The 23,416-nt window shown below is 70.7% G+C and carries 24 protein-coding genes; 10 read left to right on the top strand and 14 right to left on the bottom strand.

The genetic code is table 11. The features are described from left to right. Positions 1 to 26: 26 nt before the first annotated feature. The 3 genes from ACFYUV_RS15635 to ACFYUV_RS15625 form a co-directional block, all read right to left on the bottom strand. Positions 27 to 509, bottom strand: a complete 483-nt coding sequence (locus tag ACFYUV_RS15635; RefSeq protein ID WP_352362730.1) for a (2Fe-2S)-binding protein — start codon at positions 507 to 509, stop codon at positions 27 to 29. A gap of 72 nt (positions 510 to 581) precedes the next feature. Continuing rightward, positions 582 to 785: a hypothetical protein gene (locus ACFYUV_RS15630; protein WP_387669156.1), complete on the bottom strand. Its 204-nt coding sequence runs from the start codon at positions 783 to 785 to the stop codon at positions 582 to 584. Next, on the bottom strand, positions 775 to 2,481 hold the full coding sequence (locus tag ACFYUV_RS15625) for a PspC domain-containing protein (protein WP_387669154.1): 1,707 nt from the start codon (positions 2,479 to 2,481) through the stop codon (positions 775 to 777). The genes ACFYUV_RS15630 and ACFYUV_RS15625 overlap by 11 nt, the downstream gene beginning before the upstream one ends. A gap of 114 nt (positions 2,482 to 2,595) precedes the next feature. On the opposite strand from ACFYUV_RS15625, the gene ACFYUV_RS15620 reads away from it, so the two are divergent. From ACFYUV_RS15620 to ACFYUV_RS15610, 3 genes are all read left to right on the top strand, one after another. Then, complete coding sequence (locus tag ACFYUV_RS15620; RefSeq protein WP_358282268.1) at positions 2,596 to 3,804, top strand: PspC domain-containing protein; 1,209 nt, start codon at positions 2,596 to 2,598, stop codon at positions 3,802 to 3,804. Next, positions 3,801 to 4,433: a response regulator transcription factor gene (locus tag ACFYUV_RS15615; RefSeq protein ID WP_352323887.1), complete on the top strand. Its 633-nt coding sequence runs from the start codon at positions 3,801 to 3,803 to the stop codon at positions 4,431 to 4,433. The genes ACFYUV_RS15620 and ACFYUV_RS15615 overlap by 4 nt, the downstream gene beginning before the upstream one ends. Before the next feature lie 176 nt (positions 4,434 to 4,609). Further along, complete coding sequence (locus tag ACFYUV_RS15610; RefSeq protein ID WP_387669153.1) at positions 4,610 to 5,500, top strand: L,D-transpeptidase; 891 nt, start codon at positions 4,610 to 4,612, stop codon at positions 5,498 to 5,500. A gap of 183 nt (positions 5,501 to 5,683) precedes the next feature. Here the strand turns inward: ACFYUV_RS15610 and pcrA are convergent, their stop codons facing one another. Then, positions 5,684 to 7,912, bottom strand: coding sequence for a DNA helicase PcrA (pcrA, locus tag ACFYUV_RS15605; protein ID WP_387669276.1), 2,229 nt, complete (start codon positions 7,910 to 7,912; stop codon positions 5,684 to 5,686). A gap of 125 nt (positions 7,913 to 8,037) precedes the next feature. On the opposite strand from pcrA, the gene ACFYUV_RS15600 reads away from it, so the two are divergent. Then, positions 8,038 to 8,757, top strand: a complete 720-nt coding sequence (locus ACFYUV_RS15600; RefSeq protein WP_387669151.1) for a PIG-L deacetylase family protein — start codon at positions 8,038 to 8,040, stop codon at positions 8,755 to 8,757. A gap of 21 nt (positions 8,758 to 8,778) precedes the next feature. Here ACFYUV_RS15600 and ACFYUV_RS15595 read toward each other — a convergent pair whose 3' ends face one another. The 6 genes from ACFYUV_RS15595 to ACFYUV_RS15570 form a co-directional block, all read right to left on the bottom strand. Then, positions 8,779 to 9,207 carry a PIN domain-containing protein gene (locus tag ACFYUV_RS15595; protein ID WP_387669150.1) on the bottom strand — a complete coding sequence of 143 codons (429 nt, stop codon included), beginning with the start codon at positions 9,205 to 9,207 and terminating at the stop codon, positions 8,779 to 8,781. Continuing rightward, on the bottom strand, positions 9,189 to 9,326 hold the full coding sequence (locus tag ACFYUV_RS15590) for a hypothetical protein (RefSeq protein WP_387669149.1): 138 nt from the start codon (positions 9,324 to 9,326) through the stop codon (positions 9,189 to 9,191). Before ACFYUV_RS15590 ends, ACFYUV_RS15595 begins: the two co-directional genes overlap by 19 nt. 178 nt (positions 9,327 to 9,504) lie before the next feature. Next, positions 9,505 to 10,224 (bottom strand): CPBP family intramembrane glutamic endopeptidase, encoded by a 720-nt coding sequence (locus ACFYUV_RS15585; protein ID WP_387669147.1) that lies wholly within the window; start codon positions 10,222 to 10,224, stop codon positions 9,505 to 9,507. Between the two features lie 67 nt (positions 10,225 to 10,291). Further along, positions 10,292 to 10,549 (bottom strand): WhiB family transcriptional regulator, encoded by a 258-nt coding sequence (locus ACFYUV_RS15580; RefSeq protein WP_352323895.1) that lies wholly within the window; start codon positions 10,547 to 10,549, stop codon positions 10,292 to 10,294. A 66-nt stretch (positions 10,550 to 10,615) separates the two neighbouring features. After that, positions 10,616 to 11,263 (bottom strand): neutral zinc metallopeptidase, encoded by a 648-nt coding sequence (locus ACFYUV_RS15575; RefSeq protein WP_358282280.1) that lies wholly within the window; start codon positions 11,261 to 11,263, stop codon positions 10,616 to 10,618. Continuing rightward, positions 11,260 to 12,660 (bottom strand): glutamate--cysteine ligase, encoded by a 1,401-nt coding sequence (locus tag ACFYUV_RS15570; RefSeq protein WP_387669145.1) that lies wholly within the window; start codon positions 12,658 to 12,660, stop codon positions 11,260 to 11,262. Before ACFYUV_RS15570 ends, ACFYUV_RS15575 begins: the two co-directional genes overlap by 4 nt. 192 nt (positions 12,661 to 12,852) lie before the next feature. On the opposite strand from ACFYUV_RS15570, the gene galE reads away from it, so the two are divergent. Continuing rightward, on the top strand, positions 12,853 to 13,830 hold the full coding sequence (galE, locus tag ACFYUV_RS15565; protein WP_387669143.1) for a UDP-glucose 4-epimerase GalE: 978 nt from the start codon (positions 12,853 to 12,855) through the stop codon (positions 13,828 to 13,830). An 80-nt stretch (positions 13,831 to 13,910) separates the two neighbouring features. Here galE and ACFYUV_RS15560 read toward each other — a convergent pair whose 3' ends face one another. The 3 genes from ACFYUV_RS15560 to ACFYUV_RS15550 are packed head-to-tail and all read right to left on the bottom strand — an operon-like array spanning position 13,911 to position 16,451. Next, positions 13,911 to 14,795 (bottom strand): hypothetical protein, encoded by an 885-nt coding sequence (locus tag ACFYUV_RS15560; protein ID WP_387669142.1) that lies wholly within the window; start codon positions 14,793 to 14,795, stop codon positions 13,911 to 13,913. 48 nt (positions 14,796 to 14,843) lie between these two features. Next, on the bottom strand, positions 14,844 to 15,614 hold the full coding sequence (locus ACFYUV_RS15555; RefSeq protein WP_387669141.1) for a hypothetical protein: 771 nt from the start codon (positions 15,612 to 15,614) through the stop codon (positions 14,844 to 14,846). Between the two features lie 21 nt (positions 15,615 to 15,635). Beyond that, positions 15,636 to 16,451 carry a hypothetical protein gene (locus tag ACFYUV_RS15550; protein WP_387669139.1) on the bottom strand — a complete coding sequence of 272 codons (816 nt, stop codon included), beginning with the start codon at positions 16,449 to 16,451 and terminating at the stop codon, positions 15,636 to 15,638. Positions 16,452 to 16,804: 353 nt separating this feature from the next. Here ACFYUV_RS15550 and sucC point away from each other — a divergent pair, with 353 nt between their 5' ends. The 3 genes from sucC to ACFYUV_RS15535 all read left to right on the top strand — a co-directional run bounded on the left by sucC (position 16,805) and on the right by ACFYUV_RS15535 (position 20,702). After that, entirely contained in the window at positions 16,805 to 17,986 is a 1,182-nt protein-coding gene (sucC, locus tag ACFYUV_RS15545; RefSeq protein ID WP_352323902.1) for an ADP-forming succinate--CoA ligase subunit beta, read from the top strand. Between the two features lie 3 nt (positions 17,987 to 17,989). Further along, positions 17,990 to 18,865, top strand: coding sequence for a succinate--CoA ligase subunit alpha (sucD, locus tag ACFYUV_RS15540; RefSeq protein ID WP_125644468.1), 876 nt, complete (start codon positions 17,990 to 17,992; stop codon positions 18,863 to 18,865). A gap of 199 nt (positions 18,866 to 19,064) precedes the next feature. Then, positions 19,065 to 20,702, top strand: a complete 1,638-nt coding sequence (locus ACFYUV_RS15535) for a DUF6350 family protein (RefSeq protein WP_358282292.1) — start codon at positions 19,065 to 19,067, stop codon at positions 20,700 to 20,702. Between the two features lie 13 nt (positions 20,703 to 20,715). On the opposite strand, the gene ACFYUV_RS15530 is transcribed toward ACFYUV_RS15535, so the two are convergent. Then, positions 20,716 to 21,135 carry a hypothetical protein gene (locus ACFYUV_RS15530; protein ID WP_352323906.1) on the bottom strand — a complete coding sequence of 140 codons (420 nt, stop codon included), beginning with the start codon at positions 21,133 to 21,135 and terminating at the stop codon, positions 20,716 to 20,718. A 76-nt stretch (positions 21,136 to 21,211) separates the two neighbouring features. Here ACFYUV_RS15530 and purN point away from each other — a divergent pair, with 76 nt between their 5' ends. Together purN and purH are read left to right on the top strand one after the other, a co-directional pair. Beyond that, complete coding sequence (purN, locus tag ACFYUV_RS15525) at positions 21,212 to 21,841, top strand: phosphoribosylglycinamide formyltransferase (RefSeq protein ID WP_352366616.1); 630 nt, start codon at positions 21,212 to 21,214, stop codon at positions 21,839 to 21,841. Beyond that, entirely contained in the window at positions 21,838 to 23,382 is a 1,545-nt protein-coding gene (purH, locus tag ACFYUV_RS15520) for a bifunctional phosphoribosylaminoimidazolecarboxamide formyltransferase/IMP cyclohydrolase (protein ID WP_387669137.1), read from the top strand. Before purN ends, purH begins: the two co-directional genes overlap by 4 nt. Positions 23,383 to 23,416 lie beyond the last annotated feature (34 nt).

The raw sequence follows: 23,416 nt of genomic DNA, 5'->3' as shown, positions 1-23,416 counted from the left end.
GGCGACGGCCTCGGGGCTCAGCTCGCTCACTGCGTCCTCACCGCCTGCCCCATCTCCTGCGCGCCGCGCTTCACCGCGCGCACGATGTTGCAGTAGCCCGTGCAGCGGCACAGGTTGCCCTCCAGCCCGTGCCTGATCGACTCCTCCGACGGCTCCGGGTCCTCCCGGACCAGGTCGATCGCGGCCATGACCATGCCGGGGGTGCAGTAGCCGCACTGCAGGGCGTGCTCTTCGTGGAAGGCCCGCTGCATCGGGTGCATCGACCCGTTCGCGCCCAGGCCCTCGACGGTGACGACGTCGCCGCCGTCGGCCTGCACGGCGAGCACGGAGCAGCTCTTCACGCTCTTGCCGTCGAGCAGCACCGTGCAGGCGCCGCAGTTGCTGGTGTCGCAGCCGACCGGGGTGCCGGTCCTGCCGAGCCGCTCACGGAGTAGATGGACGAGGAGGAGCCGCGGCTCGACGTCCTCCTCGTACTTGATCCCGTCGACGGTGACGGTGATTCGGGGCATACGTCCTCCCTCAGGAGCAGGGGGAAAGGCGGACACACCCGAAACTACGCCGGTGTTTTTCCCGGTCAAGGGTTACTTGCCGCGGACCACCCGAGCGATGATCGCCACCACCCCCGCGAAGGCCAGCCCCACCACGGTCAGCCCGGCCAGGAGCAGCGCGTCCGTGAGCACGCGGGTCACCACCAGGATGCCGAGCACCACGAACAACGTGCCGCTCAGCAGGGCCATCCAGTCGGTCCGGTGCACGCGCCGGACCCGCTCGACGTCACGCGCCACGCCGCACCTCCATGTCGCCCAGGCCGCCCCGCAGGTTCAGCACGATCGTGAACTCCTCGTCCTCGGACCTGACCTCGGGCTCCAGCACCTTGTCGAACTTGACGTCCACGCCGCCCCTGATCGACTGGTCGACCTTGATGTCGCCGACCTTGTTCATCGCGTGCACCTCGACCCTGGCCGTCGGCGGCACGATCACCGTCAGCTCGCCCACGGAGACCCGGGCGTCGAACGTCAGGCTCGTCCCCGGCAGCGCCTTCAGCTCCGTCAGGTCCAGCCGGCCGTCGCCGACGCCGACGTCGTAGACCTTGCCCGCCTCCGAGGGCTTGGTCAGGTACCAGGTGGAGTCGCCGAAGTTGCGGGGCAAGCTGCCCAGCATCAGCCCCACGCCGATCAGCAGCGCGACCGTGGTGCCCGCCGCGACGAGACCGGCGCCGCGGCCCCACCAGGCGGCGATGAGCAGTCCGGCGCCGATGGTGATGAGCACGGCGCCGCCGACGATGGTCGGGCTCACGCCCGCGGCCGACCTGGCCTGGACCGCCACGACGATCCCTCCCACTATGATCGCGAGCAAGATGGTGATGACCCCGATGAACGACCTGGGGCGCCGGGCCCGGGGGGCCGGGGCGGGGGCCGGGCGGCCGTACAGGGCGGGGTCGTAGGGCGACTGGCCGGGCCGCCTGGCCGGGTCGAGCGGGCGGTAGGGGCCCTTCGGGGCGAAGGGCTCGCCGTAGCCGCTGTAGTCGATCGCGGTCCTGGGCTGGGGGCGGTAGGCGGGCGGCTCCTGCCGCGACGCCGCCTGAGCCTCGGCCTGCGGCCGCGGGGCCTCGACCTGTGTCTTCGGGGCCTCAGGGGCCTCTGTGTCTGGCGTCTGTGCCTGGCGGGTCGCGTCGCGGGGGAGCTGGTGCTCCGCCGTCACGGCGCCGGCGGCCTCCATCGCCTGTGCGGCCTCGATCTTCGACATCTCGGCCTGGCCGGCCGCCGCCTGTCCCGCTTCAGGGGTTTCGGGCCGGTCCGTACGGGGTGTCCCGGCCTGCCGGCCGGCGGACATCGCCCGCAGCCGGGCGGCCACGGCCTCGGCGTGCGCGGCGGCCGTCGGCCGGGGAGCCGGGGCCGGGGCCGGGGACTCGGGGTGGGCCGTCACGGTGTCGCCGAGGCCGGACCAGCCGGGTTCGGCGGGACGTACCCGAGGTGCGGACGCGGGCGGCGCGTAGGGCGGCGCGGGCGGCTCCGCGTCGGGGGAGCGCCGGCGACCGAGCCGCTCGGGCATGGAGCGGGCCAGGCCCAGCAGGTCGACGCCTCTGGAGTGGGCCGCGAGCAGCGAGACGGCCAGCAGCACGCCGACCACCAGCGTGCCGGTGTCGAGCCAGACGGTCGCGAGGTTGAGCGCGAGGCCGAACCCGAGCACCGCCGTGAGCAGCGCCATCACGGCCTCGGCGTCGAGGTCGCGGCGGGTCCACTGCTCGATGATCCCCGGCCCGCCGTTGGGCTCCTTCATCAGCAGGTAGGCCGCGATGTACAGGAAGATCCCGATGCCCGAACCGAGCAGGAGCACGGCGAACGCCACGCGGAACACCACGGGGTCGATGCCGGTGTGCCGCCCGAGACCGGCGCAGACGCCCATGAGGAAGCGCCCCTCGCTGCTGCGTCGCAGCTCCCGGGGCGGGGCGGCGGGTTGCCTGGGCGGAGCTTCTGTCATGGAACCATCGTGGACCGTCGGGCGGGGTGGCCGCATCCGGGAGACCCCTGACTCGACCCTGGGGGTTGTTCCCTGATGCCCGAAGTGCCCGCGACATGTGACGATGGCGATGTTATGGCAGACCAGAAGACACTTGCCGAGCCCACCGGCGATCGACCCTATCGCCGGATGCTCCGCCCCATGGAGGGCCGCCTGCTCGGCGGCGTGGCCCAGGGGCTGGCGGCGCAGCTCTCCCTCGATCCCGTCGTGATCAGGCTGATGTTCGTGCTGCTCAGCGTCGTGGACGGGGTCGGCATGGTGGCGTACGCCGTGCTGTGGATGATCACTCCGCGTGAGCCGTACGAGGGGCAGCCGCCGCAGCGCGACTGGAGCCAGCTCGCCGCGTTCAGCGCGATCGGCGTGGCGCTGGCCGCGTTCGGCTGGCTGACCGGGGCCTCCAAGGGCGGGATCGGCATGTTGCCGTTCGCCGTCGGCGGCATCGGCGCGCTCATCCTGTGGCAGCAGGCCGACCCCGAACGCCGCAAGAACTGGGTCAGCGGGGCCACCAAGAGCATCCGGACCAACCGGGTCCGTACGCTGCTCGGCGTGACGCTGGTCGTCATCGGCGCGGCCGGCTTCCTGTACGCCCAGGGCGAGCTGGCCCAGGCCAGGCCCGGTCTGCTGTTCACCGTCGTCGTGGTCGGCGGCATCGCGGTCATCGCCGCGCCGTGGCTGGCCGGCCTGTGGAAGGAATTGCAGCTCGAACGGCGTGAGCGCATCCGCCAGGAGGAACGCGCCGAGGTGGCCGCCATGGTGCACGACTCGGTGCTGCACACGCTCACCCTCATCCAGCGCGTCTCCCACGACCCCCGCGAGGTCACCAGGCTGGCCCGCTCCCAGGAGCGCGAGCTGCGCAACTGGCTCTACCAGCCCGCCCAGGACGCCGACGCCACCGTGGCCGCCGCCGTACGCCGGATCGCGGCCGAGGAGGAGGACTCGCACGGCGTGCCCATCGAGGTCGTCTGCGTCGGCGACATCGACCTCGACCCGCAGGGCAAGCTGGCGGCGATGCTCAAGGCGTCCAGGCAGGCGATGGTCAACGCGGCGAAATATTCTGAGAGCCCGGCCATCTCCGTCTACGCGGAGGTGGAGGGCTTGGAGGTGACCATCTTCGTGAAGGACCGCGGCAAGGGCTTCGACCTTGAGGCGGTGCCCCTCGACAGAATGGGCATCAGGGAGTCCATCATCGGGAGAATGGAACGTCACGGCGGCACGGCCAGGGTCCGCACCGAGCCCGGCGAGGGCACGGAAGTGATGCTGACGATGAAGGTGGACAAGCAATGACACGCGTGTTGATCGTCGACGACCACCGGCTGTTCAGATCCGGCGTACGCGCGGAGCTGGGCGACTCGATCGAGGTCGTGGGCGAGGCGGAGGACGTCGAGACGGCGGTCAAGGCCATCGCCGAGCACCAGCCCGACGTGGTCCTGCTCGACGTGCACATGCCCGGCGGCGGCGGCCAGGAGGTGCTGCGCCGCGTCCTCAGCACCGGCTCGCAGGTGCGCTTCCTCGCGCTGTCGGTCTCCGACGCCGCCGAGGACGTCATCGGCGTCATCAGGGGCGGCGCGCGCGGCTACGTCACCAAGAACATCAGCGGCAAGGAGCTCACCGACGCCATCCGCCGGGTGGCCGACGGCGACGCGGTCTTCTCGCCGCGGCTGGCCGGGTTCGTCCTCGACGCCTTCGCCTCCTCCGAGGCGCCCTCGATCGATCCCGAGCTCGACTCGCTGACCCAGCGCGAGCGCGAGGTGCTGCGGCTGATCGCCCGCGGCTACGCGTACAAGGAGATCGCCAAGGAGCTGTTCATCTCGGTCAAGACCGTGGAGACGCACGTGTCGTCCGTGCTGCGCAAGCTCCAGCTCTCCAACCGGCACGAGCTGTCCCGCTGGGCCACCGCGCGCCGCCTGGTCTGACCCTGCTTTCTGGACCGTTACAAGGTCGTTACGGCGATTCGTAGACGAATCAGGCGTCTCAGTAGTCACACATGGAAGGAGAAGCACATAATCCAGGAGTAACCCCCTTGAATCGCGTCCCCCGGTTGCTTGCCATGGTCGCACTGGTCTCGGCTGCGGCCTGTTCGGCAGAAGGCGTGCCAGCCTCGCAGGCCCCGGCGGTCCGGACGACCGCCCCCGTGGGCGTCGCCGCGGCTGCCCACGTCGCGGCTCCGGCCAAGAAGGTCAAGCTCGACATCGCCGACATCACGCCCATGGCGGAGACGGCGGAGAAAGTCGGTGTCGGTTTCCCGATCATCGTCACGTTCGACCGGGATGTGAAGGACAAGGCCGCCGTGGAGGCGCTGCTGGAGGTCCAGGCCGACAAACCGGTCGAGGGCGCCTGGCGCTGGGTGTCGGCCCGCAAGGTCATCTACCGGACGAAGACGTACTGGAAGCCGCACCAGAAGGTGCTGTTCACCGCGCGCCTCAGCCAGCTGCCCGGCAACAAGGCCGAGGACGTCACCCGCCGCTTCGCCGTCGGCACCGCGAACATCTCGGTCGTCGACACCCGCAGGCACCAGATGAAGGTCTACCGGGACGGCAAGATCGCCAAGAAGATCGCGATCAGCGCCGGCCGGGGCGGCCTCGTGCGCAACGGCGTGGACGTCTACCTCACCACCAGCGGCGTGCATCTCACCATGGGCAAGAAGTCCGTCGAGACGATGACGTCGTCCTGGATGGGGGTGACCGACCCCAAGGACCCGCGCTACTACAAGGAGGAGATCCCTTGGGCGGTGCGCATCTCCGACAGCGGCGAGTACGTGCACCAGAGCGCCGGCTACTACCAGTACCTCGGCCGCTCCAACCAGAGCCACGGCTGCGTGCGCGCCACTCCGCAGGGCGCCAAGTGGTTCTACGGCATCGCCCAGCGCGGTGACGTCGTCAAGATCACCGGAACCAAGCGCAAGCTCGACTGGCGCAACGGCTGGAGCTACTGGCAGCTCAACTGGACCCAGTGGAAGCAGGGCAGCGCCCTCAAGCCCTGACCCGGAGGCGGAGCGGCAGGGCCACCTCCAAGCGCCCTGCCCTCACCACCGCGAACCAGGCGCCTCACCCCCCGACCCGCCGCCGGGACCCGGCTCCTCAGAGCCTGGCCCCCGCTGTCGTGGGCCGGGGCCTCAGAGCTCCGATCCGCCCTGCGCCGTCGGGCGCCCGTCGACCCTCAGAGGTCAGAGCTTCTCCAGGGGTGCGTACGCCAGCAGCAGCGTCTTCTCCCCGTCGGCGCCGAAGTCGATCTTGACCTTGGTCTTCTCCGCCACCCCGTCCACGGCCACCACCGTGCCGAGCCCCCACTTGTCGTGCGTCACCCGATCGCCGGGCGTCAGCGACAGGATCTGCCGCGACCCGCCGCCGCCGCTCCTGGGCGCCGGCCGCGCAGCCGGCTCCCGCCGCGTCGCCGCGCTCCAGGCCGACTTCTCGGGGTCGGTACGCCAGTCGATGAGCTGCCCCGGCACCTCGTTGACGAACCGCGAGGCGGGGTTGAACGACGGCGACCCCCACGAGCTGCGCACCGCCGCCCGCGTGAGGTAGAGCCGCTTCTGCGCCCGGGTGATGCCGACGTAGGCCAGCCGCCGCTCCTCCTCCAGCTCCTTCGGCTCACCCAGCGACCGGACGTGCGGGAAAACGCCGTCCTCCATCGCGGTCAGGAAGACGACCGGGAACTCCAGCCCCTTGGCCGTGTGCAGCGTCATCAGCGTGACGACGCCCTGCCCGCCGTCGGCGTCGGGGATCTGGTCGGCGTCGGCGACCAGCGACACCTGCTCCAGGAACTCCACCAGCGTGCCCTCGGGGTTGGCCTCCTCGAACTCCGAGGCCACCGAGACGAGCTCGTTGAGGTTCTCCAGGCGGGACTCGTCCTGGGGGTCTTCGGAGGCCTCCAGCTCGGCGCGGTAGCCGGTGGCCACCAGGATCTCCTCGGCCAGCGTCGACGGCGGCACGCCCTCGGCCTTGGCGATCAGCTCCTCCAGCATCGCCACGAACTCGCGCACCGCGTTGAGCGAGCGCGTCGCCATGCCGTACGCCTCGTCGGCCCGGCGCAGCGCGTCCCAGAACGAGATGCGCTCGCGCGAGGACAGCGCCTCGATCATGGCCTCGGCCCGCTCGCCGATGCCGCGCTTGGGCACGTTGAGGATGCGCCGCATCGACACGACGTCGGCCGGGTTGGCCAGCACCCGCAGGTAGGCCAGCAGGTCTTTGACCTCCTTGCGCTCGTAGAAGCGCACGCCCCCGACCACCTTGTACGGCAGCCCGGTGCGGATGAAGATCTCCTCGAACACGCGCGAGGCGGCGTTGGTCCGGTAGAACACCGCGACCTCGCTCGGCTTGACGCCCTCCTCGTCGCTGAGCCGGTCGACCTCCTGGGCCACGAACATGGCCTCGTCGTGCTCGTTGTCGGCGACGTAGCCCACGATCTTGGGACCGTCGCCCTGGTCGGACCAGAGGTTCTTCGGCTTGCGGCCCTCGTTGCGCGCGATCACCGCGTTGGCCGCGGCCAGGATGTTCTGGGTGGAGCGGTAGTTCTGCTCCAGCAGGATCGTGCGGGCGTCGGGGTAGTCGCGCTCGAACTCCAGGATGTTGCGGATCGTCGCGCCGCGGAAGGCGTAGATCGACTGGTCGGCGTCGCCCACCACGCACAGCTCGGACATGTCGGCGCCCGGACGCACGACGTCGCCGTCGGCGGTGCGCAGCTCGGGATGGCCCACCAGCTCGCGGATCAGGATGTACTGGGCGTGGTTGGTGTCCTGGTACTCGTCGACCAGCACGTGCCTGAACCGCATCCGGTAGTGCTCGGCCACCTCGGGGAAGAGCTGGAACAACGTCACCGTGTTCATGATGATGTCGTCGAAGTCCATCGCGCCGGCCTCGGTCAGCTTGAGCTGATAGGCCTTGTACGCCTGCGCGAGCGTCTTCTCCAGGTGGGAGCCCGCCCTGTCGAGCGCGGTCTCGTAGTCGACCAGCTCGTTCTTGAAGTTGCTGACCTGCGCCGAGAACGAACGCGGCGGGTAGCGCTTCGGATCGAGCTCCATCTCCCTGCAGACCATCGCCATCAGCCGCTGGGAGTCGGCCTGGTCGTAGATCGAGAAGCTGGACGGGAAGCCCAGCCGCTTGGCCTCGCGCCGCAGGATGCGCATGCAGGCGCTGTGGAACGTCATCACCCACATCGCCTTGGAACGCGGCCCGACGAGCTTGTCGATGCGCTCCTTCATCTCCCGGGCGGCCTTGTTGGTGAAGGTGATGGCCAGGATCTCGCCCGGATGCGCGTTGCGCTCGGCCAGCAGGTAGGCGATGCGGTGGGTGAGCACCCGCGTCTTCCCCGACCCCGCCCCCGCCACGATGAGCAGGGGGCTGCCATGATGGATCACGGCCTCGCGCTGCTGGGGGTTGAGGCCGTCGAGCAAGGGGTGGTCAACAGAGACTTGGGTCGGCACCCACCTAGGTTAAGACGCGCCACCGACAAACGGCGCCCGGAATGCCTCCGACGGGGTGCCGGTTGTCCTCCGTACAGGGTCCAGGAAGGGAAGCCATGCTGGCGAAAGCCGAGATCAACCGGGTACTTGTCGTGACCGCGCATCCCGACGACGTCGACTTCGCGGCGGCGGGAAGCGTGGCGCTGTTCGTGGAGCGGGGCGTGGAGGTCACGTACCTGCTCGTCACCGACGGCGACGCCGGCGGCAACGAGCGCACCCTCGACAACTCCGGCATGGCCGAGCTCCGCAGGACCGAGCAGCTCGCCGCGGCCAAGGCCGTCGGCGTGACGGACGTGCGCTTCCTCGGCTACTCCGACGGCCGGGTGGTGCCCTCGCTCGACCTCCGGCGCGACATCGCCCGGGTGATCCGCCAGGTACGCCCCGACCTGGTCATCACCCACCACCCCGACCGCAACTACCAGTTCGTCGCCCCCAGCCACCCCGACCACCGGGCCGTGGGCGGGGCCGCGCTCGACGCGGTCTACCCCGACGCCCGCAACCCCTACGCCTTCCCCGAGCTGCTGCGCGAGGAGGGCCTGGAGGCGTGGACGGTCAGGGAGGTCTGGCTGAACGGCGGCTCCACCCCCAACCACTGGGTGGACGTCACCGCGGTCATGGACCGCAAGCTCGCGGCCTTGCAGTCGCACGTCAGCCAGGTCGCCCACGTCGAGGGCTTCGTCGACTTCGTCCGTGGCCGCTTCGCCGCCTGGGCCGAGCAGGCCGGCTTCGGCGAGGGCCACTACGCGGAGGGCTTCCAGGTCGTGCCCACGGCCTGACCCGGTCGTTCCGCTCCCGGCTCAGGGGATCGAGCCCGGCGGCACCACCCAGAGCGCGGGCTGCCCGGTGACCTCGGAGATGATGTCGAAGGCCCGGTCGTAGTGCAGGATCGTCGCCTGGTGCACCTCGGCACAGGCGGCGATCAGCAGGTCGCTCGGCCCGATGCCGCGGTGGTGAGAGATCCCGACCAGCTGCCTCTGCACCTCGACGGCCCGCGACTGCACCTCCTGGTTCAGCGGCAGGCTGACGCACTGGCGCTGCGCACGCAGGATGCGCCGGTAATGGGGGAGATCACAGGCGCTGCGGAGCACCTCCAGATCGATGACGGCGCAGGTCGCGACGACCCGGGCCAGATAGAGCGGGTGAAGAGCCCTGGCGACCGCGTCGCTCGTCCGGATGCGGGTGAGGGCGCTCTTGTCGAGGAGGTACGTCAGTCCTGTGGTCGCCACACATGCCGGATGATCCCCCGGTCCAGGAGATCCGGGCTTCCCTCGGTACGCCAGAACTCGAATGCCTCGAATGCGCCGGCCCTCTCCTGGTCCCTGTCGACGTCGATCAGCGTACGCATGCAGCACCACCTCCGTACCTCCACCGCATATCAGGACTTTGATCTTGATAGCCGCATTCAGGGAGTCAGTGAGAGCTCCCGCGATGCGTGTCTCGGGTGAAGGTAAAGGCAGCGAGGCGAACTTCCTGGACCGTTCCAAGGACGTGAGGAAGGATTCTCATCTTCTGAGGTGGAAATCTCATCCCCCGCCGGAGGAAGTCTTCCCCCGGCTGTCGCGCCCGGCCTTCGCCGCGATCCTCGCGAAGAGGTAGCCGAGCGAGTTGGTCGCCAGGTGCAGCATCGACGGCGCCAGCAGCCCGCCGCGCCGTCGGAGCTCGCAGAAGAGCACCCCCGCCGCCGCCGTGGACACCACGCTGCCCGCCACCACCCGCGCGACGTCGAGACGGGCGGGCGACTCGCCCGCGGTCAGCGCGCCGAGCGCCGGGTTCGCGCGGGCCATGTCGATCGCCGGGAGGATGTGCCAGAGGCCGAACAGGGCCGAGGAGACCGCCGTGGCGGCGGCCGGGCCGTGGCGGCGGGCCAGCATGCCGTGCAGCGCGCCGCGGAACCCGACCTCCTCCAGCAGGACCGTGCCCAGGGGGACCTGGAGCAGGGCCTCCTCCAGGGCGCGGGCGCGCGAGAGCGACAGGGCGCGCTCGTCGTGGAAGAGCGGCCTGGTGCGGGGCACGGAGATGCCCACGGTGTAGATGGCGGCCACCGCTGTCGCCAGCGCGCCGCCGACGGCCGCTCCGCGGGACGCCTTCTCGAACCCCAGCTCACGCCACGACACCCCGTGCCCGCGTGCCATGGCCACGAGCGCGGCGGTGGCGGCGGCGGAGGTCAGCGGAGCGAGCCTGGGGGCGATCTTGTTGTTGAGGACGTTGGCGGCGGTGAGGACGGCGATCGAGCGCAACAGCACCCTTGCAGGCTACGTCGCATCACAGAACGCCGGCGCCCGGTGGGGGCGGGGTGGTCGGTGGGTGGGGTCAGGAGGCGGCGGAGTTGCGCCAGCCGGCGGGGAAGCGGGTGCGGCGGCGTTCCTGGGGGGTGAGGCCGCCCCAGATGCCTTCCGTCTCGCCCTCGCGTAAGGCGTAGGAGCGGCACTCGTCGATGACCGGGCAGCGGGCGCAGACCGCCTTCGCGCGGGCCTCCTGCAACGGTGAGGGCGCGAGCGGGAAGAAGAGGTCAGGGTCGCTGGACCTGCACGCGCCTCTGCGCAGCCAGCCGATCTCCTCCAGTGGCATGCCTCCACCGTAGAGGCAGGTCATGATCAGACACATCATCCTCTGGGTTGACCCGCGCGTACACCCTCAGCAGGCGCCCACGCCGTCCTCGTAGCCGCCGGCGAAGGAGGACTGGCGTTGCTCGGCGGTGCCGTGGGCGGCGGGGTCCAGCCAGTCGTCCGTGGGGTCGCCGGCGGCCTCCAGGCTGGTCATGAGCTCGTCCTCGTCACCGGGCTGGGCGCGCAGGGAGCCTGAGCCGACCAGGGCCGCCAGCGTCCCGCCGGCGTAGCAGTCGGCCTGCAGCTCGGCCTGGACGTTCAGCTCGAAGCCGGTCCTGAGCTGGGCCTGTACGGCGTGCCCGAACTCGTGGGGGATGATCACGTACACCGAGCCGTCGCCCATGTCGTTCCACAGGGACTCCATCCAGGCCTGGTCGTAGGCGATGAAATGGCCCTCGGGGCAGTAGAAGGCGTTGTTCGGCACGGACGGCTCGCCCCCGCAGGAAGGCCCCGAACTCCCGGAGTAAGGGATGAAGTCGGCTATAGGCCGATAAGTCATCCCCTGCTGGTCGAAGAACTCCGTCCAGAACGACTCGGTGAGCGTGCGCGCGGCCCGGATGTCGTCCTCGAACGTGTCGGCCCCCTGGACGTCCCTGGACGCGGGCCGGGTGAGGCCGCAGCCGGCCAGCAGCAGGACGAGGGCCAGGACGAGGAGGCGGGGTCGCACGAGGTTCACACGTCCCAAGTGTGCACCGGATCGTTGCCGTGCATGCGCTCGATGTAGTCCAACGTCATGGCGCGTAACGCCTCGTGGCGGTCGCCGCCCTGCGCGCGCACCCGTTCGACCTGCCACGTCGCGCCCGTGCGGCCGGTCAGGCAGCGTCCCTCGATGATGCCGAGCAGCCGGTCGGCGACCGGCGTGTGCACCCCCCACGCGGCCAGGCCCTCGCGCGCCATGGGCAGCAGCCGGCGCAGGATCAGCTCGGCCGCCGGCACCTCGCCCAGCCCCGGCCAGTACAGCCGGGCGTCCAGGCCGTGCCGGGCCGCGGCGGCGAGGTTGTCCTCGGCGGTGCGGAAGGACATCTGGCTCCAGATCGGCCGCTCGGCCGACGGGAGCACGCGCATCAGGCCGTAGTAGAACGCGGCGTTCGCGGCGATGTCGGCGACCGTGGGCCCGGCGGGCAGGACGCGGTTCTCCACGCGCAGGTGCGGCACGCCGTCCACGACCGCGTAGACGGGCCGGTTCCAGCGGTAGATGGTGCCGTTGTGCAGGGTCAGCTCGTGCAGCTGGGGGATGCGTCCCTGGTCCAGCTCGGCCCGCGGGTCCTCCTCCTCGCACAGAGGCAGCAGCGCCGGGTAATAGCTGACGTTCTCCTCGAACAGGTCGAAGACGCTGGTGATCCAGCGTTCCCCGAACCACACCCGCGGCCGCACGCCCTGCGTCTTCAGCTCGGCCGGACGCGTGTCGGTGGCCTGCTCGAACAGCGCGATCCTGGTCTCGCGGTGCAGCTCCTTGCCGAACAGGTAGGGGGAGTTGGCCGCGACGGCGACCTGGGGGCCCGCGATGACCTGGGCGGCGTTCCAGTGCGGCGCGAACGCCTCCGGGCTGACCTGGAGGTGGAGCTGGACGCTGGTGCACGCGGCCTCGGGCGCGACGCTGTCGGCGTGGGTGTCGAGGCGTTCCACGCCCTCGATGCACAGGTGCAGGTCCTCGCCGCGGGCGGCGAAGATCTGCTCGTTGAGCAGGCGGTAGCGGGGGTTGGCCGACAGGGTGCCCTCGCTGATGTCCTGCTCGCGCAGCGTGGGCAGGATGCCGACCAGCACCAGGTGCCCGTCCTGGGAGCGGGCGCGCTCCTCGGCGTGGTTGAGCCGCCTTCGTACGTCCGCCTCCAGGTGGAGCGGGCCGTCGCCGGTCAGCTCCCGGGGCTCGACGTTGATCTCGATGTTGAACTGGCCCAGCTCGGTGGCCCAGTCCGGCTGCTCGATCGCGGCCAGCACCTGGGCGTTGCGCATGGCGGCCTCGCCACGGGCGTCCACGATGTTGAGCTCGATCTCCAGGCCGGCCTGGGGGCGGTCGAACTCGAAGCGGGACTCGCGCAACATCTGGGCGAAGACGTCGAGACATCGACGCACCTTTTCCCGATATTTCCGGCGATCGTCCCGGCTGAACACGACGACTGGCACGTCCCTGCCCATACCAGGAAATGTCGCACGGCTGGGCCGTCATGACCAGCCGGAGATCGACACGATGTCTCCCGCGGGCCGGACCACACGAAGATCATCGAGACGGCGCGCGCCCCCCTGACATCCCCGTAGGGTTCGGGCATGCGCGTATTGATTACCGGTGGGGCGGGCTATATCGGCAGCACGATCGGGTCGGCGTGTCTCGACGCCGGCATCGAGCCCGTGATCCTCGACAGCCTCGTGACGGGCCGCAGGGAGTTCGCCGACGGACGGATCTTCTACGAGGGCGACATCGGCGACGGCGCCCTCGTCGACAAGATCTTCGCCGAGCACCCCGACATCGAGGCCGTCGTCCACTGCGCGGCCCTGATCGTCGTGCCCGACTCCGTCGCGGACCCGGTCGGCTACTACCGCGCCAACGTCGCCAAGAGCCTGGAGTTCGCCGACCACCTGCTGCGCAACGGCTGCGAGCGGATGATCTTCAGCTCGTCCGCGTCGATCTACCAGGCCGGCGCGGACCACACCGTGGACGAGAGCTCGCCGCTCGCCCCGCAGAGCCCGTACGCGCGGACCAAGGCGGTCTGCGAGGCCATGTTCGCCGACATCGCCGCCACCCGGCCGATCCGCATCCTGTCGCTGCGCTACTTCAACCCGATCGGGGCCGACCCGGCGATGCGCACGGGCCTGCAACTGCGCCGTCCCAGCCACGCCCTGGGCAAGATGATCGAGGCGTACGAGGACGGCGTGCCGTTCGCGATCACCGGCACCGACTACCCGACGAGCGACGGCACGGGCATCCGCGACTACGTCCACGTCTGGGACCTGGCCGCCGCGCACGTGGCGGCGCTGCGCCGGTTCGACTCCCTGGACGCCGACGTGATCAACCTCGGCACCGGCGCTGGCACGACGGTCCGCGAGCTGGCCGAGGCGTTCAACCGGGTCGTCGACCGGCCGATCGACGTGGTCGAGGCGCCCGCCCGGCCCGGTGACGTGGCGGGGGCGTACACGCGCAGCGACCGGGCGCGGCGGCTGCTCGGCTGGGAGACGAGGTTCACCGTCGAGGAGGGCATCAGGCACTCGCTGGAGTGGGCCGCCCTGCGCGACTCCCGCCTCGCCTGACCCGGGCCCGGCGGGCCGGGCGCCGCGCCCGTCCCGCCAAGCGGCGACGGGACGGGCGCGGGCCTCGGCACGGGCGGGTGCTACTTGGCGACGCTCACGCCGAACGGCAGGTCGAGGGAGGAGATGTCGTCCTTGCCGTTCTCGAACTCGCTGGAGACGTCCTCAGCCGTCGGAGCCTTGATCGACACGGCGCCGCCCCAGCCGGTGAAGCGGGTGTCGACCCGCACGCCGTCCTTCTTGGAACCGGAGCCGGTGATCGCGGCCTGCGGGAACGTGGCCACCAGGCGCACCGGCAGGCCGGCCGCGTCGAGCGTGAGCTTCCAGCTGATGACGCTCTTCAGCGCCTTGGCCGTGGGCCGCGTGTCGATCCCGGTCGCCCGGTACCAGGGCGAGACCTTCCGCAGGTCGCGGACGGTGATCGTGCCGGCGTAGCCGCCGCTCACCGGCTTGGCGGTCTTGAGCAGGGTCTTGAGCGTGGCCTGCTCGGCGACGTTCACCGGCTGGCCGAACACGCCGGTGATGCCGCCCGTCGGGCCGTTCTTGGCCTTGAACCAGGTCTCGCCCTCAGGCAGGACCGTGGTCCACATGCCGCCGGACAGGTACGACGTCGTGCCGATCCGGATCGTGCGCTCGGGCGTGGCGAGGGCCTTGAGCTCTTCCGAGGCCTCGTCGCCCAGGTCGGACATGTTGAGGGCGAACTTGCCCGTGATGTCCGAGGCGGCGACACCCGACCTGCTGAACTGGAAGGTTCCCGTGCGCCGGATGAAGACCTCGCTGCGCACGCCGTCGGTGACGCTGATGCGCTCGCTGAACTTCACCCCCTTGCCGGGGACGAGCTGCTTCTTCACGGCGGCCACGGGGTTCTTGGGCGCGGCCGCCTGGGCCGGAGTCGCGAGCAGCGCGGGGGTGGCGGCCACCAGGGCGGCGGCCGTCGCCAGCGCGACGCCGGTGAGGGTTCGCTTCATGTGCGGTTGTGTCCTTGATTCGAGGGGGATTGTCGACAGCTCGGCGGCTCAGTCGAACAGGCCGAGCGAGCTGGTTGAACCGTCGGGGATGGCCTGGCGGAGCTTCTCGGCTCTCGCCCGCTTCTCGGCCATCAGCTCCTTGTAGGTGATGACCTCGTCCACCGGAGGGGCCTTGACGCTGACCTTCGCGCCCCAGCCCGAAAGCCGGGTCTCGACGACGCTCCGCGAGCCCGGGGTGAGGCTCTGGCCGGTGACGACGCGGTCGGGCAACGCCTGGGCGTTCAGGCCCAGCCGGTAGCGGAAGCCTTCGTACGCGCCGGCCCCGCGCGCCTGCGCGAGCGTCAGCGCGCCCTGGCGGAGGCCGTCCTTGACGCCGGCGGCATGCGAGACCAGGGCCTTGACCGTCCTGGGCGCCAGCACGTCGACCGGCTGGGCCGAGGTGATCACCTTGCCCTTGAGGTGCTCCATGAGCACCCACGTCCTGCCCATGGGCAGGTCATCGGCCAGGTCGGCCGCCTGCACGTAGACCTTGCCGCCGACGCTGATCCAGCGTTGCCGGCTGTCGTCCGCGCCGATCGTCCGGAACACGACGTCGGCCGCGACGGGCCCGGACGCGCCGAACTCCACGGAGCCGGCCATGCGGGTGACCTGGCCGTCACGCGGACGCTTCGACTCGGTCCGCGCGGTCTCGGAGATCGTCACCCCGTGGCCGGGGACGAACTGCCGCTTCAGGGCGGCGACCGGGTCCACGGCCGCCTGTGCGGGGACGGCCGGGATGAGAGCCGCGGCCGTCACCGCGGCCGCGAGCAATCGCTTCATGAGTGTCCTTAGGAGGGGGGGCTACCTGATGCTGCCCAGGGAGTTGAGGGAGCCGTCCGGGATGTCCTGCGGAACGGCGCTGTCGTCGCCGAGGTCGGTGATGTCGGCCACCTGGTCGGCCGGCGGGGCCTTGACCTTGACCTTGGCGCCCCAGCCGGTGAAGCGGGTCTCGGTCGTGCTGTGGCTGGCGCCGAGGATGCCGAAGTCGAGGGTCCAGTCGCTGACGACCCTGGTGACCAGGCCCTTGGAGTTCACGGCGAGCAGGTACGAGACCTTGACCTTGGCGATCTTCTTCTCGACGCTCTGGCCGTAGATCTTGCCGAGTTCCTTCACCGTGACCGAGCCGCGGTAGATCCCGCCCTTGGTGCTCGCGGCGTGGGAGACGAGCATCTTCAGCACCTTGGGCTCGAAGACGTCCAGCATCTGGTTGGAGGTGCTCATCCGCAGGCCGGTGTCGGGGTAGCGGACCCACTTCTTGCCCTCGGGCAGGCCCTCGCTGTAAAGGCCGCCCTGCGCATATACGTGCTTGCCCACGGTGATGGTCCGCGACGGCAACAGTGACGCGTACAGGTCGGCGTTCTTGCCGGTGCTGCGATTGCGTACGTCCGAGGCGACGATTCCGGACCTGCCGAACTCCAGAACGCCGGACGTCTTCATGGTTCCGGTGCTCTTGCCGTCCATCGAGGAGCGGGACGTCTCGGTGAACCGTACGCCGTGTCCGGCGACGTACTGCTTCTTCAGCGCCTTCGCCGGATCCGCGGGCGCGGCCTGGGCCGGGGTCGCGGTCACGAGCGCCGCCGCACTGGCCAGGGCCAGGCCCGCGATAATTCGCTTCATCCGATTCCTTCAGATCAAGAATGAGGGGAGCAGGAATCCTGCCAATTGAAGATCACGACCATATATCGACAGACACCGCATAAGGCAGCAAATTGGTGCACTTTCGGTGCAGAGGAGGACATGGTGAAGTGAGATCACCGTCACATAGCGGAAGAACCGTGCCCCGATGACCTGTGCAGGTCAAGCTTGGGGCTAGGCTTCACTGGCGGAAACGCCCGGCACGCACCCCTGAGCGTAGGAGCTCGCCGTGAGAGAGCGAGGCACGAAGCCGACACGAGCGGCGAGCGGACGCGACCGTCAGCGCAGTTGCCCGGGCCGTCGAACATCAGTCGGATAAGCAAGGACGGACCCTCGTGGACCTGTTCGAACATCAGGCGAAGGAGCTCTTCGCTGACTACGGCATCCCGGTGCCACGCGGCATCGTCGCCAACACCGTGGAGGAGGTGCGGGCGGCGGCTGAGGAGCTGACCGGCCGCGTTGTCGTCAAGGCCCAGGTCAAGACCGGCGGTCGCGGCAAGGCCGGCGGCGTGAAGGTGGCCGACGACGCCGCCGACGCCGTCGAGAAGGCCACCGCCATCCTCGGCATGGACATCAAGGGCCACACGGTCCACAAGGTGCTCGTGGAGGAGGCCAGCGCGATCGCGGAGGAGTACTACTTCTCCTTCCTGCTCGACCGCGCCAACCGTACCTTCCTCGCGATCTGCTCCGCCGCCGGCGGCATGGACATCGAAGAGGTCGCCCACAGCACGCCCGAGAAGGTCGCCAAGGTGCCGGTCTCGGCCCTCGACGGCATCGACCGCGCCAAGGCCCGCGAGATCGCGGTGGCCGGCGGGCTGCCCGAGAAGTCGCTCGACGGCGCCGCCGAGCTCATCGAGAAGCTGTGGCACTGCTTCGTCGACGAGGACGCCACGCTGGTCGAGGTCAACCCGATGATCCTGTCGGCCGACGGCCAGGTGAAGGCCCTCGACGGCAAGGTCACCCTCGACGAGAACGCCGGCTTCCGCCAGGCCGACCACGAGGCGCTGGCCGACAAGGCCGCCGAGGACCCTCTGGAGGCCAAGGCCAAGGAGAAGGACCTCAACTACGTCAAGCTCGACGGCAACGTCGGCATCATCGGCAACGGCGCGGGCCTGGTCATGTCCACCCTCGACGTGGTGGCCTACGCGGGCGAGGCGTTCCCCGGCAAGCCGTCCCCGGCGAACTTCCTCGACATCGGCGGCGGCGCCTCGGCCGAGGTCATGGCCGCGGGCCTGGAGATCATCCTCTCCGACCCGAGCGTCAAGTCGATCTTCGTGAACGTCTTCGGCGGCATCACCGCCTGCGACGCCGTGGCCAACGGCATCGTCTCGGCGTTCAAGCTGCTGGAGAGCCGCGGCGAGGCCGTGACGCACCCGCTGGTGGTCCGCCTCGACGGCAACAACGCCCAGCTCGGGCGGCAGATCCTGGCCGACGCCGCGCTCCCGCGGGTCGAGCTGGTTGACACGATGGACGACGCGGCCAAGCGGGCCGCCGAGCTCGCTGCGGTAGGTGCGTGAGTCATGGCTATCTGGCTGACCGAGAACAGCAAGATCATTGTTCAGGGCATGACCGGCGGTGAGGGCACCAAGCACACCCGCCGCATGCTCGCCTCCGGCGCGAAGGTCGTCGGCGGCGTCAACGCCCGCAAGGCGGGCATCACGCACGAGGGCCTGCCCGTGTTCGGCACGGTGAAGGAGGCCATGGAGCAGACCGGCGCCGACGTGTCGGTCGTCTTCGTGCCGCCGGCCCACACCAAGGCCGCCGTCAAGGAGGCCGTCGACGCCGAGATCCCGCTCTGCGTCGTGATCACCGAAGGCATCCCGGTCCACGACTCGACCGAGTTCTGGGCGTACGCGGTGGCCAAGGGCAACAAGACCCGCATCATCGGGCCCAACTGCCCCGGCATCGCCTCGCCCGGCGCCTCCAACGCCGGCATCATCCCCGCCGACATCACCACCGCCGGCCGCATCGGCCTGGTCTCGAAGTCCGGCACGCTGACCTACCAGCTCATGTACGAGCTGCGCGACTTCGGTTTCTCGACCGCGGTCGGCATCGGCGGCGACCCGGTCATCGGCACCACGCACATCGACGCGCTCCAGGCCTTCCAGGACGACCCCGACACCGACGCGATCGTGATGATCGGTGAGATCGGCGGCGACGCCGAGGAGCGTGCCGCGGCCTACATCGAGCAGCACGTCACCAAGCCGGTCGTGGCCTACGTCGCGGGCTTCACCGCCCCCGAGGGCAAGACGATGGGCCACGCCGGCGCCATCGTCTCCGGCTCGGCCGGCACCGCCCAGGCCAAGAAGGAGGCCCTGGAGAAGGTCGGCGTCCGCGTCGGCAAGACCCCCTCCGAGACGGCCCGCCTGATGCGCGAGATCATGCAGTCCCGCTAGTCACGCTGGAAAAGCCCCGCCTGGCCGCCGCCATGCGGGGCTTTTCCATGCCGCCGGGCGTCCCAGGGCCCGCCGGGCGGCGCGTAAAGGGCGGGAAAAGGGCGCGGGGCGCGTTCGCGGGGGTCTCACGGCGACAAAGTGGACCCGCTGCGGCGCGTCAACCAAGCGATGGTTGGGAAAGATTGAGAAAATCACATCTGTGACGGCCATTCTCGACCAGTTGCGTACCGCCCCCAAGTCGGTGCTCGGCAAGCTCCCCGGGGTCTCGACCGACGACGACGAGACGAGGCGGCCGCTACCCGTGTCGGGCATGCTCGCCGCCGCCTGCACGCTCGGCGTCGGTCTGGCCGTGCTCACCACGCTCACCCTCGTCGGCTGGATCGCCGCGCCGCGCGGCACGCTCGGCGCGGGCCTGCCCGGCGTGTTCCGCGCCGCGGCGCAGCTCTGGCTGGCCGCGCACCACGCGGGGTTCGCCATGCCCGGCGGCCGGGTCGGGCTGCTGCCCCTCGGGCTGATGGTGCTGCCCGCCTTCCTGCTCTACCGCGCCGGCCGGTGGATGGCCCGCGACGCCGACCTGCGGCTGCGCCTGCCCGCCCGGCTGCCCAAGAACAGCCCGCGCGAGCAGGCCAACGCCCGCCGCCGCGCGCAGCTCGTGCTGGTCGGCCAGGCCGGCGTCTCGCTGGCGGCCCCCTACGCGCTGCTGGCCGGGCTGATCGCGCTGGTGGCGAGCAACGAGATCACCCAGCCGTTCATCGGCGAGGCGCTGCTCAGCCACTTCGTGCTGGCCTTCCTGGCGGGCTCGCTGGCCACCGCGCGCATGATCGGCCCGTGGCGGATCATGCTCAAGCTGCTGCCCGAGCGGCTGCGGGCGGTCACGGTCGGCACGGCGGTCGCCACCACCGCCCTGCTGGCGTCCGGGCTGGGGCTGGTGCTGGTCGCGGTCGTGCTGAACTTCGGCCAGGTCAGGGACCTGTCGAACGTGCTCGCGCCCGGCTTCGTCGGCGGCGTGCTGCTGTTGCTGCTCCAGCTCCTCTACCTGCTCAACGCCGTGATCTGGGCCTCCTCCTACATCGCCGGCCCCGGCTTCGCCATCGGCGCGGACACGCTGGTCGCCCCGACCGGCGTCGAGCTCGGCACGGTGCCGAGCCTGCCGCTGCTGGGCGCGCTGCCCGAGAGCGGGCCCGTGCCCGCGTGGATGATGGCGGTGATCGCGCTGCCGTTCGCGGCGGGCGCGGTGGCGGGCGTGTTCGTGGCCCGGATCTCGCCCTCGCATTCGTACGAGGCCGCCCCCCTGTGGGGCTTCCTGACCGGCGTCTCCACCGGCCTGGTCGCCGGCCTGCTGGCCGCGCTGTCCGGCGGGCCCATCGGCGGCGGCCGGCTGTCGGCGATCGGCCCGTCCCCCTGGGAGGTGGCCCTGTCGGTGGCCCTGGAGGTGGGCGTGGCGGCCGGCATCTCGGCGGGCGTGGCCAACCTGCTGCTGCTCAACAAGAAGGCCCGCGCGCCGCTCGACAAGGCCGCCGCCCCGGTCCGCAAGGCGGGGGCGGCCATCGCCAAGGCGGCCAGCAAGGTGGGCCTGGCCGAGTCCGACCCGCGCCCCCTGCCCGGCCACTGGATGGACGCCACCGAGGCCGACACCCAGGAGATCCCGGTCATCAGGGACGACTGGCAGGACGAGCACGCCTCCGCCGAGGCCGAGACCCTGGCCCAGGCCCGCCCCCGCCCGGCCGAGCCCTCGGACGGCCCGGCCCGCCCGCCGCGCAAGGACATCGTGGACGAGTCCGACGACCGCGGCGGCCACGTCATCTACGTCGACCCCTACGCCTGGGACCGCGACTAGCCGGGGCTCGGGGCTAGGACTGCATCGCCCCGAGCAGCTGGAGGACGTCGGGCGGCAGCTTGCGCTGCGCGGCGTCCCTGAACTGGGTGAAGCACTCGCCCTGGGCCGAGACCGTGCCCGCGCCCTTCATGCACTCCTGGTAGGCGGAGTATTCGTCCATCAGGTAGAGCTGCATCCCCGTGGCCATCGCCGACAGGGCCAGCGCGATGGAGGAGATCGTGATGCCGCCGACGGCCGTGCCGGTGGGCTTGTGGGCGCTGCGCAGCCGCGGTAGCGCGCGGATGCCCGACATGAGTGCGAACAGGGCCATGACCAGGCCGGCGAGCGGCAGCATGAACGTCATGGCCAGCGCCGCGATGGACAACCAGATCGCACGGCGACCCGCTGAATCGGCGGGCTGCTGACCCGCCGGTGCCTGCACCGGTGTCGACACCTGACCTCCTCTGCGTCGCCGGGCGAGGAACAGATACCCTGTCAGCCCCACCCTGTTTCCATTCTTTGGAGTGTGCGTGTCAAAGGCTGGGCGGCTCGTCGTCCTCGTCTCCGGCTCTGGAACCAACCTACAGGCCCTGCTGGACGCTTCCGCCGACCCGTCGTACGGTGCGCGCGTGGTGGCGGTGGGCGCGGATCGGGACGGCATAGAGGGCCTGGCCAGGGCCACCAGGGCAAATGTCCCGACATTTGTTGAAAAACTGGGCGATCATGCGACTCGGGCGGACTGGGATGCCGCTCTCGCCGCCAGGATCGCATCGTACGAGCCCGACCTGGTGGTGTCGGCGGGCTTCATGAAGATTTTGGGCGCGCCCACGCTAGACGCGTTCCCCGTGCTCAACACCCATCCGGCGCTGCTGCCGTCCTTCCCCGGCGCCCACGGCGTGCGCGACGCGCTGGCCCACGGGGTGAAGGTGACCGGCTGCACCGTGATGCTGGCCGACGCGGGGATCGACACGGGCCCGATCGTCGCCCAGGAGGCGGTGCCCGTGCTGCCGGACGACGACGAGCCGGTCCTGCACGAGCGCATCAAGACCGTCGAGCGCCGCCTGCTCGTCGACATCGTCGGCCGGATGGCCCGCGAGGGCTGGACGGTCAGCGGACGCACCGTCCGCATCGGCAACCAATCAGGAGGGGAAAGCACGTGACTCGCATCGCCATCCGGCGCGCGCTGATCGCTGTCTACGACAAGTCCGGGCTCGAAGAGCTGGCCAGGGCACTCGACGGCGCCGGCGTGGAGATCGTGTCGACAGGCGGCACGGCCGCCGCGATCGCGTCCCACGGGATCCCGGTGACCAAGGTGGAGCAGCTCACCGGCTTCCCCGAGTGCCTCGACGGCCGGGTCAAGACGCTGCACCCGCGCGTGCACGCCGGCCTGCTGGCCGACCTCACCAAGCCCAGCCACGTGGCCCAGCTCGACGAGCTGGAGATCGACCCGTTCCAGCTCGTGGTGGTCAACCTCTACCCGTTCCAGCAGACGGTGGCCTCCGGCGCCTCCGACGAGGAGTGCGTCGAGCAGATCGACATCGGCGGGCCCGCGATGATCAGGGGCGCCGCCAAGAACCACGCCACCTGCGCGGTCGTGGTCGACCCCGCCGCCTACGGCGACGTGCTCACCGCGCTGGACGAGGGCGGCTTCACGCTGCACGAGCGCCGCCGCCTGGCCGGGGTCGCCTACGCCCACACCGCCGCCTACGACGTGGCCGTGGCCAACTGGTTCGCCGGGCCGTACGCGGGCGGGGAGGAGGAGTTCCCCGAGTTCACCGGCGTCGCGTACGAGCGCAAGGCGACCCTGCGCTACGGCGAGAACCCGCACCAGCGCGCCGCCCTCTACACCGCCGGCTCCGGCGGCCTGGCCAACGCCGAGCAGCTGCACGGCAAGGAGATGTCCTACAACAACTACCTCGACTCCGACGCCGCCTGGCGGGCGGCCTGGGACTTCGCCGAGCCGTGCGTGGCCATCATCAAGCACCAGAACCCGTGCGGCATCGCCGTCGGCGCCGACGTGGCCGAGGCCCACCGCAAGGCCCACGCCTGTGACCCCGTCTCGGCCTACGGCGGCGTGATCGCGGTCAACCGCGAGGTCACCGTCGAGCTGGCCCGGCAGATCGCCGACGTGTTCACCGAGGTCGTCGTGGCCCCCGGCTTCAGCGCGGAGGCGCTGGAGGTGCTGCGCGCCAAGAAGAGCCTGCGCCTGCTGCGCTGCCCGGAGGGGCCGTCCCAGCCGCTGGAGTTCCGCCGCGTCGACGGCGGCCTGCTGCTGCAGGCGGTCGACCGGATCGACGCCGGCGGCGACGACCCGTCGGCGTGGGAGCTCAAGACCGGCGCGGCCGCCTCGCCCGAGCTGCTGGCCGACCTGGCCTTCGCCTGGCGCGCCTCGCGCTCGGTGAAGTCGAACGCGATCCTGCTGGCCGCCGGCGGCGCCACGGTGGGCGTGGGCATGGGCCAGGTCAACCGGGTCGACTCCTGCCGCCTCGCGGTGAGCCGGGCGGGGGAGCGGGCGGCCGGCTCGGTCGCCGCCTCCGACGCGTTCTTTCCGTTCCCCGACGGGCCGCAGGTGCTGATCGAGGCCGGGGTCAAGGCGATCGTGGAGCCGGGCGGCTCGATCCGGGACCAGGAGGTGATCGACGCCTGTGAGCAGGCGGGCGTCACCCTCTACTTCACCGGCACCCGCCACTTCTTCCACTGATCACCGGTTCATCGGATAGAGGGCAACAAGAGAT

This window comes from Nonomuraea sp. NPDC003560, assembly GCF_042878785.1.
Taxonomy (GTDB): domain Bacteria; phylum Actinomycetota; class Actinomycetes; order Streptosporangiales; family Streptosporangiaceae; genus Nonomuraea.
Note: the sequence above shows the minus strand (reverse complement) of the source record. Positions and strands in the feature narration are given on the sequence as shown.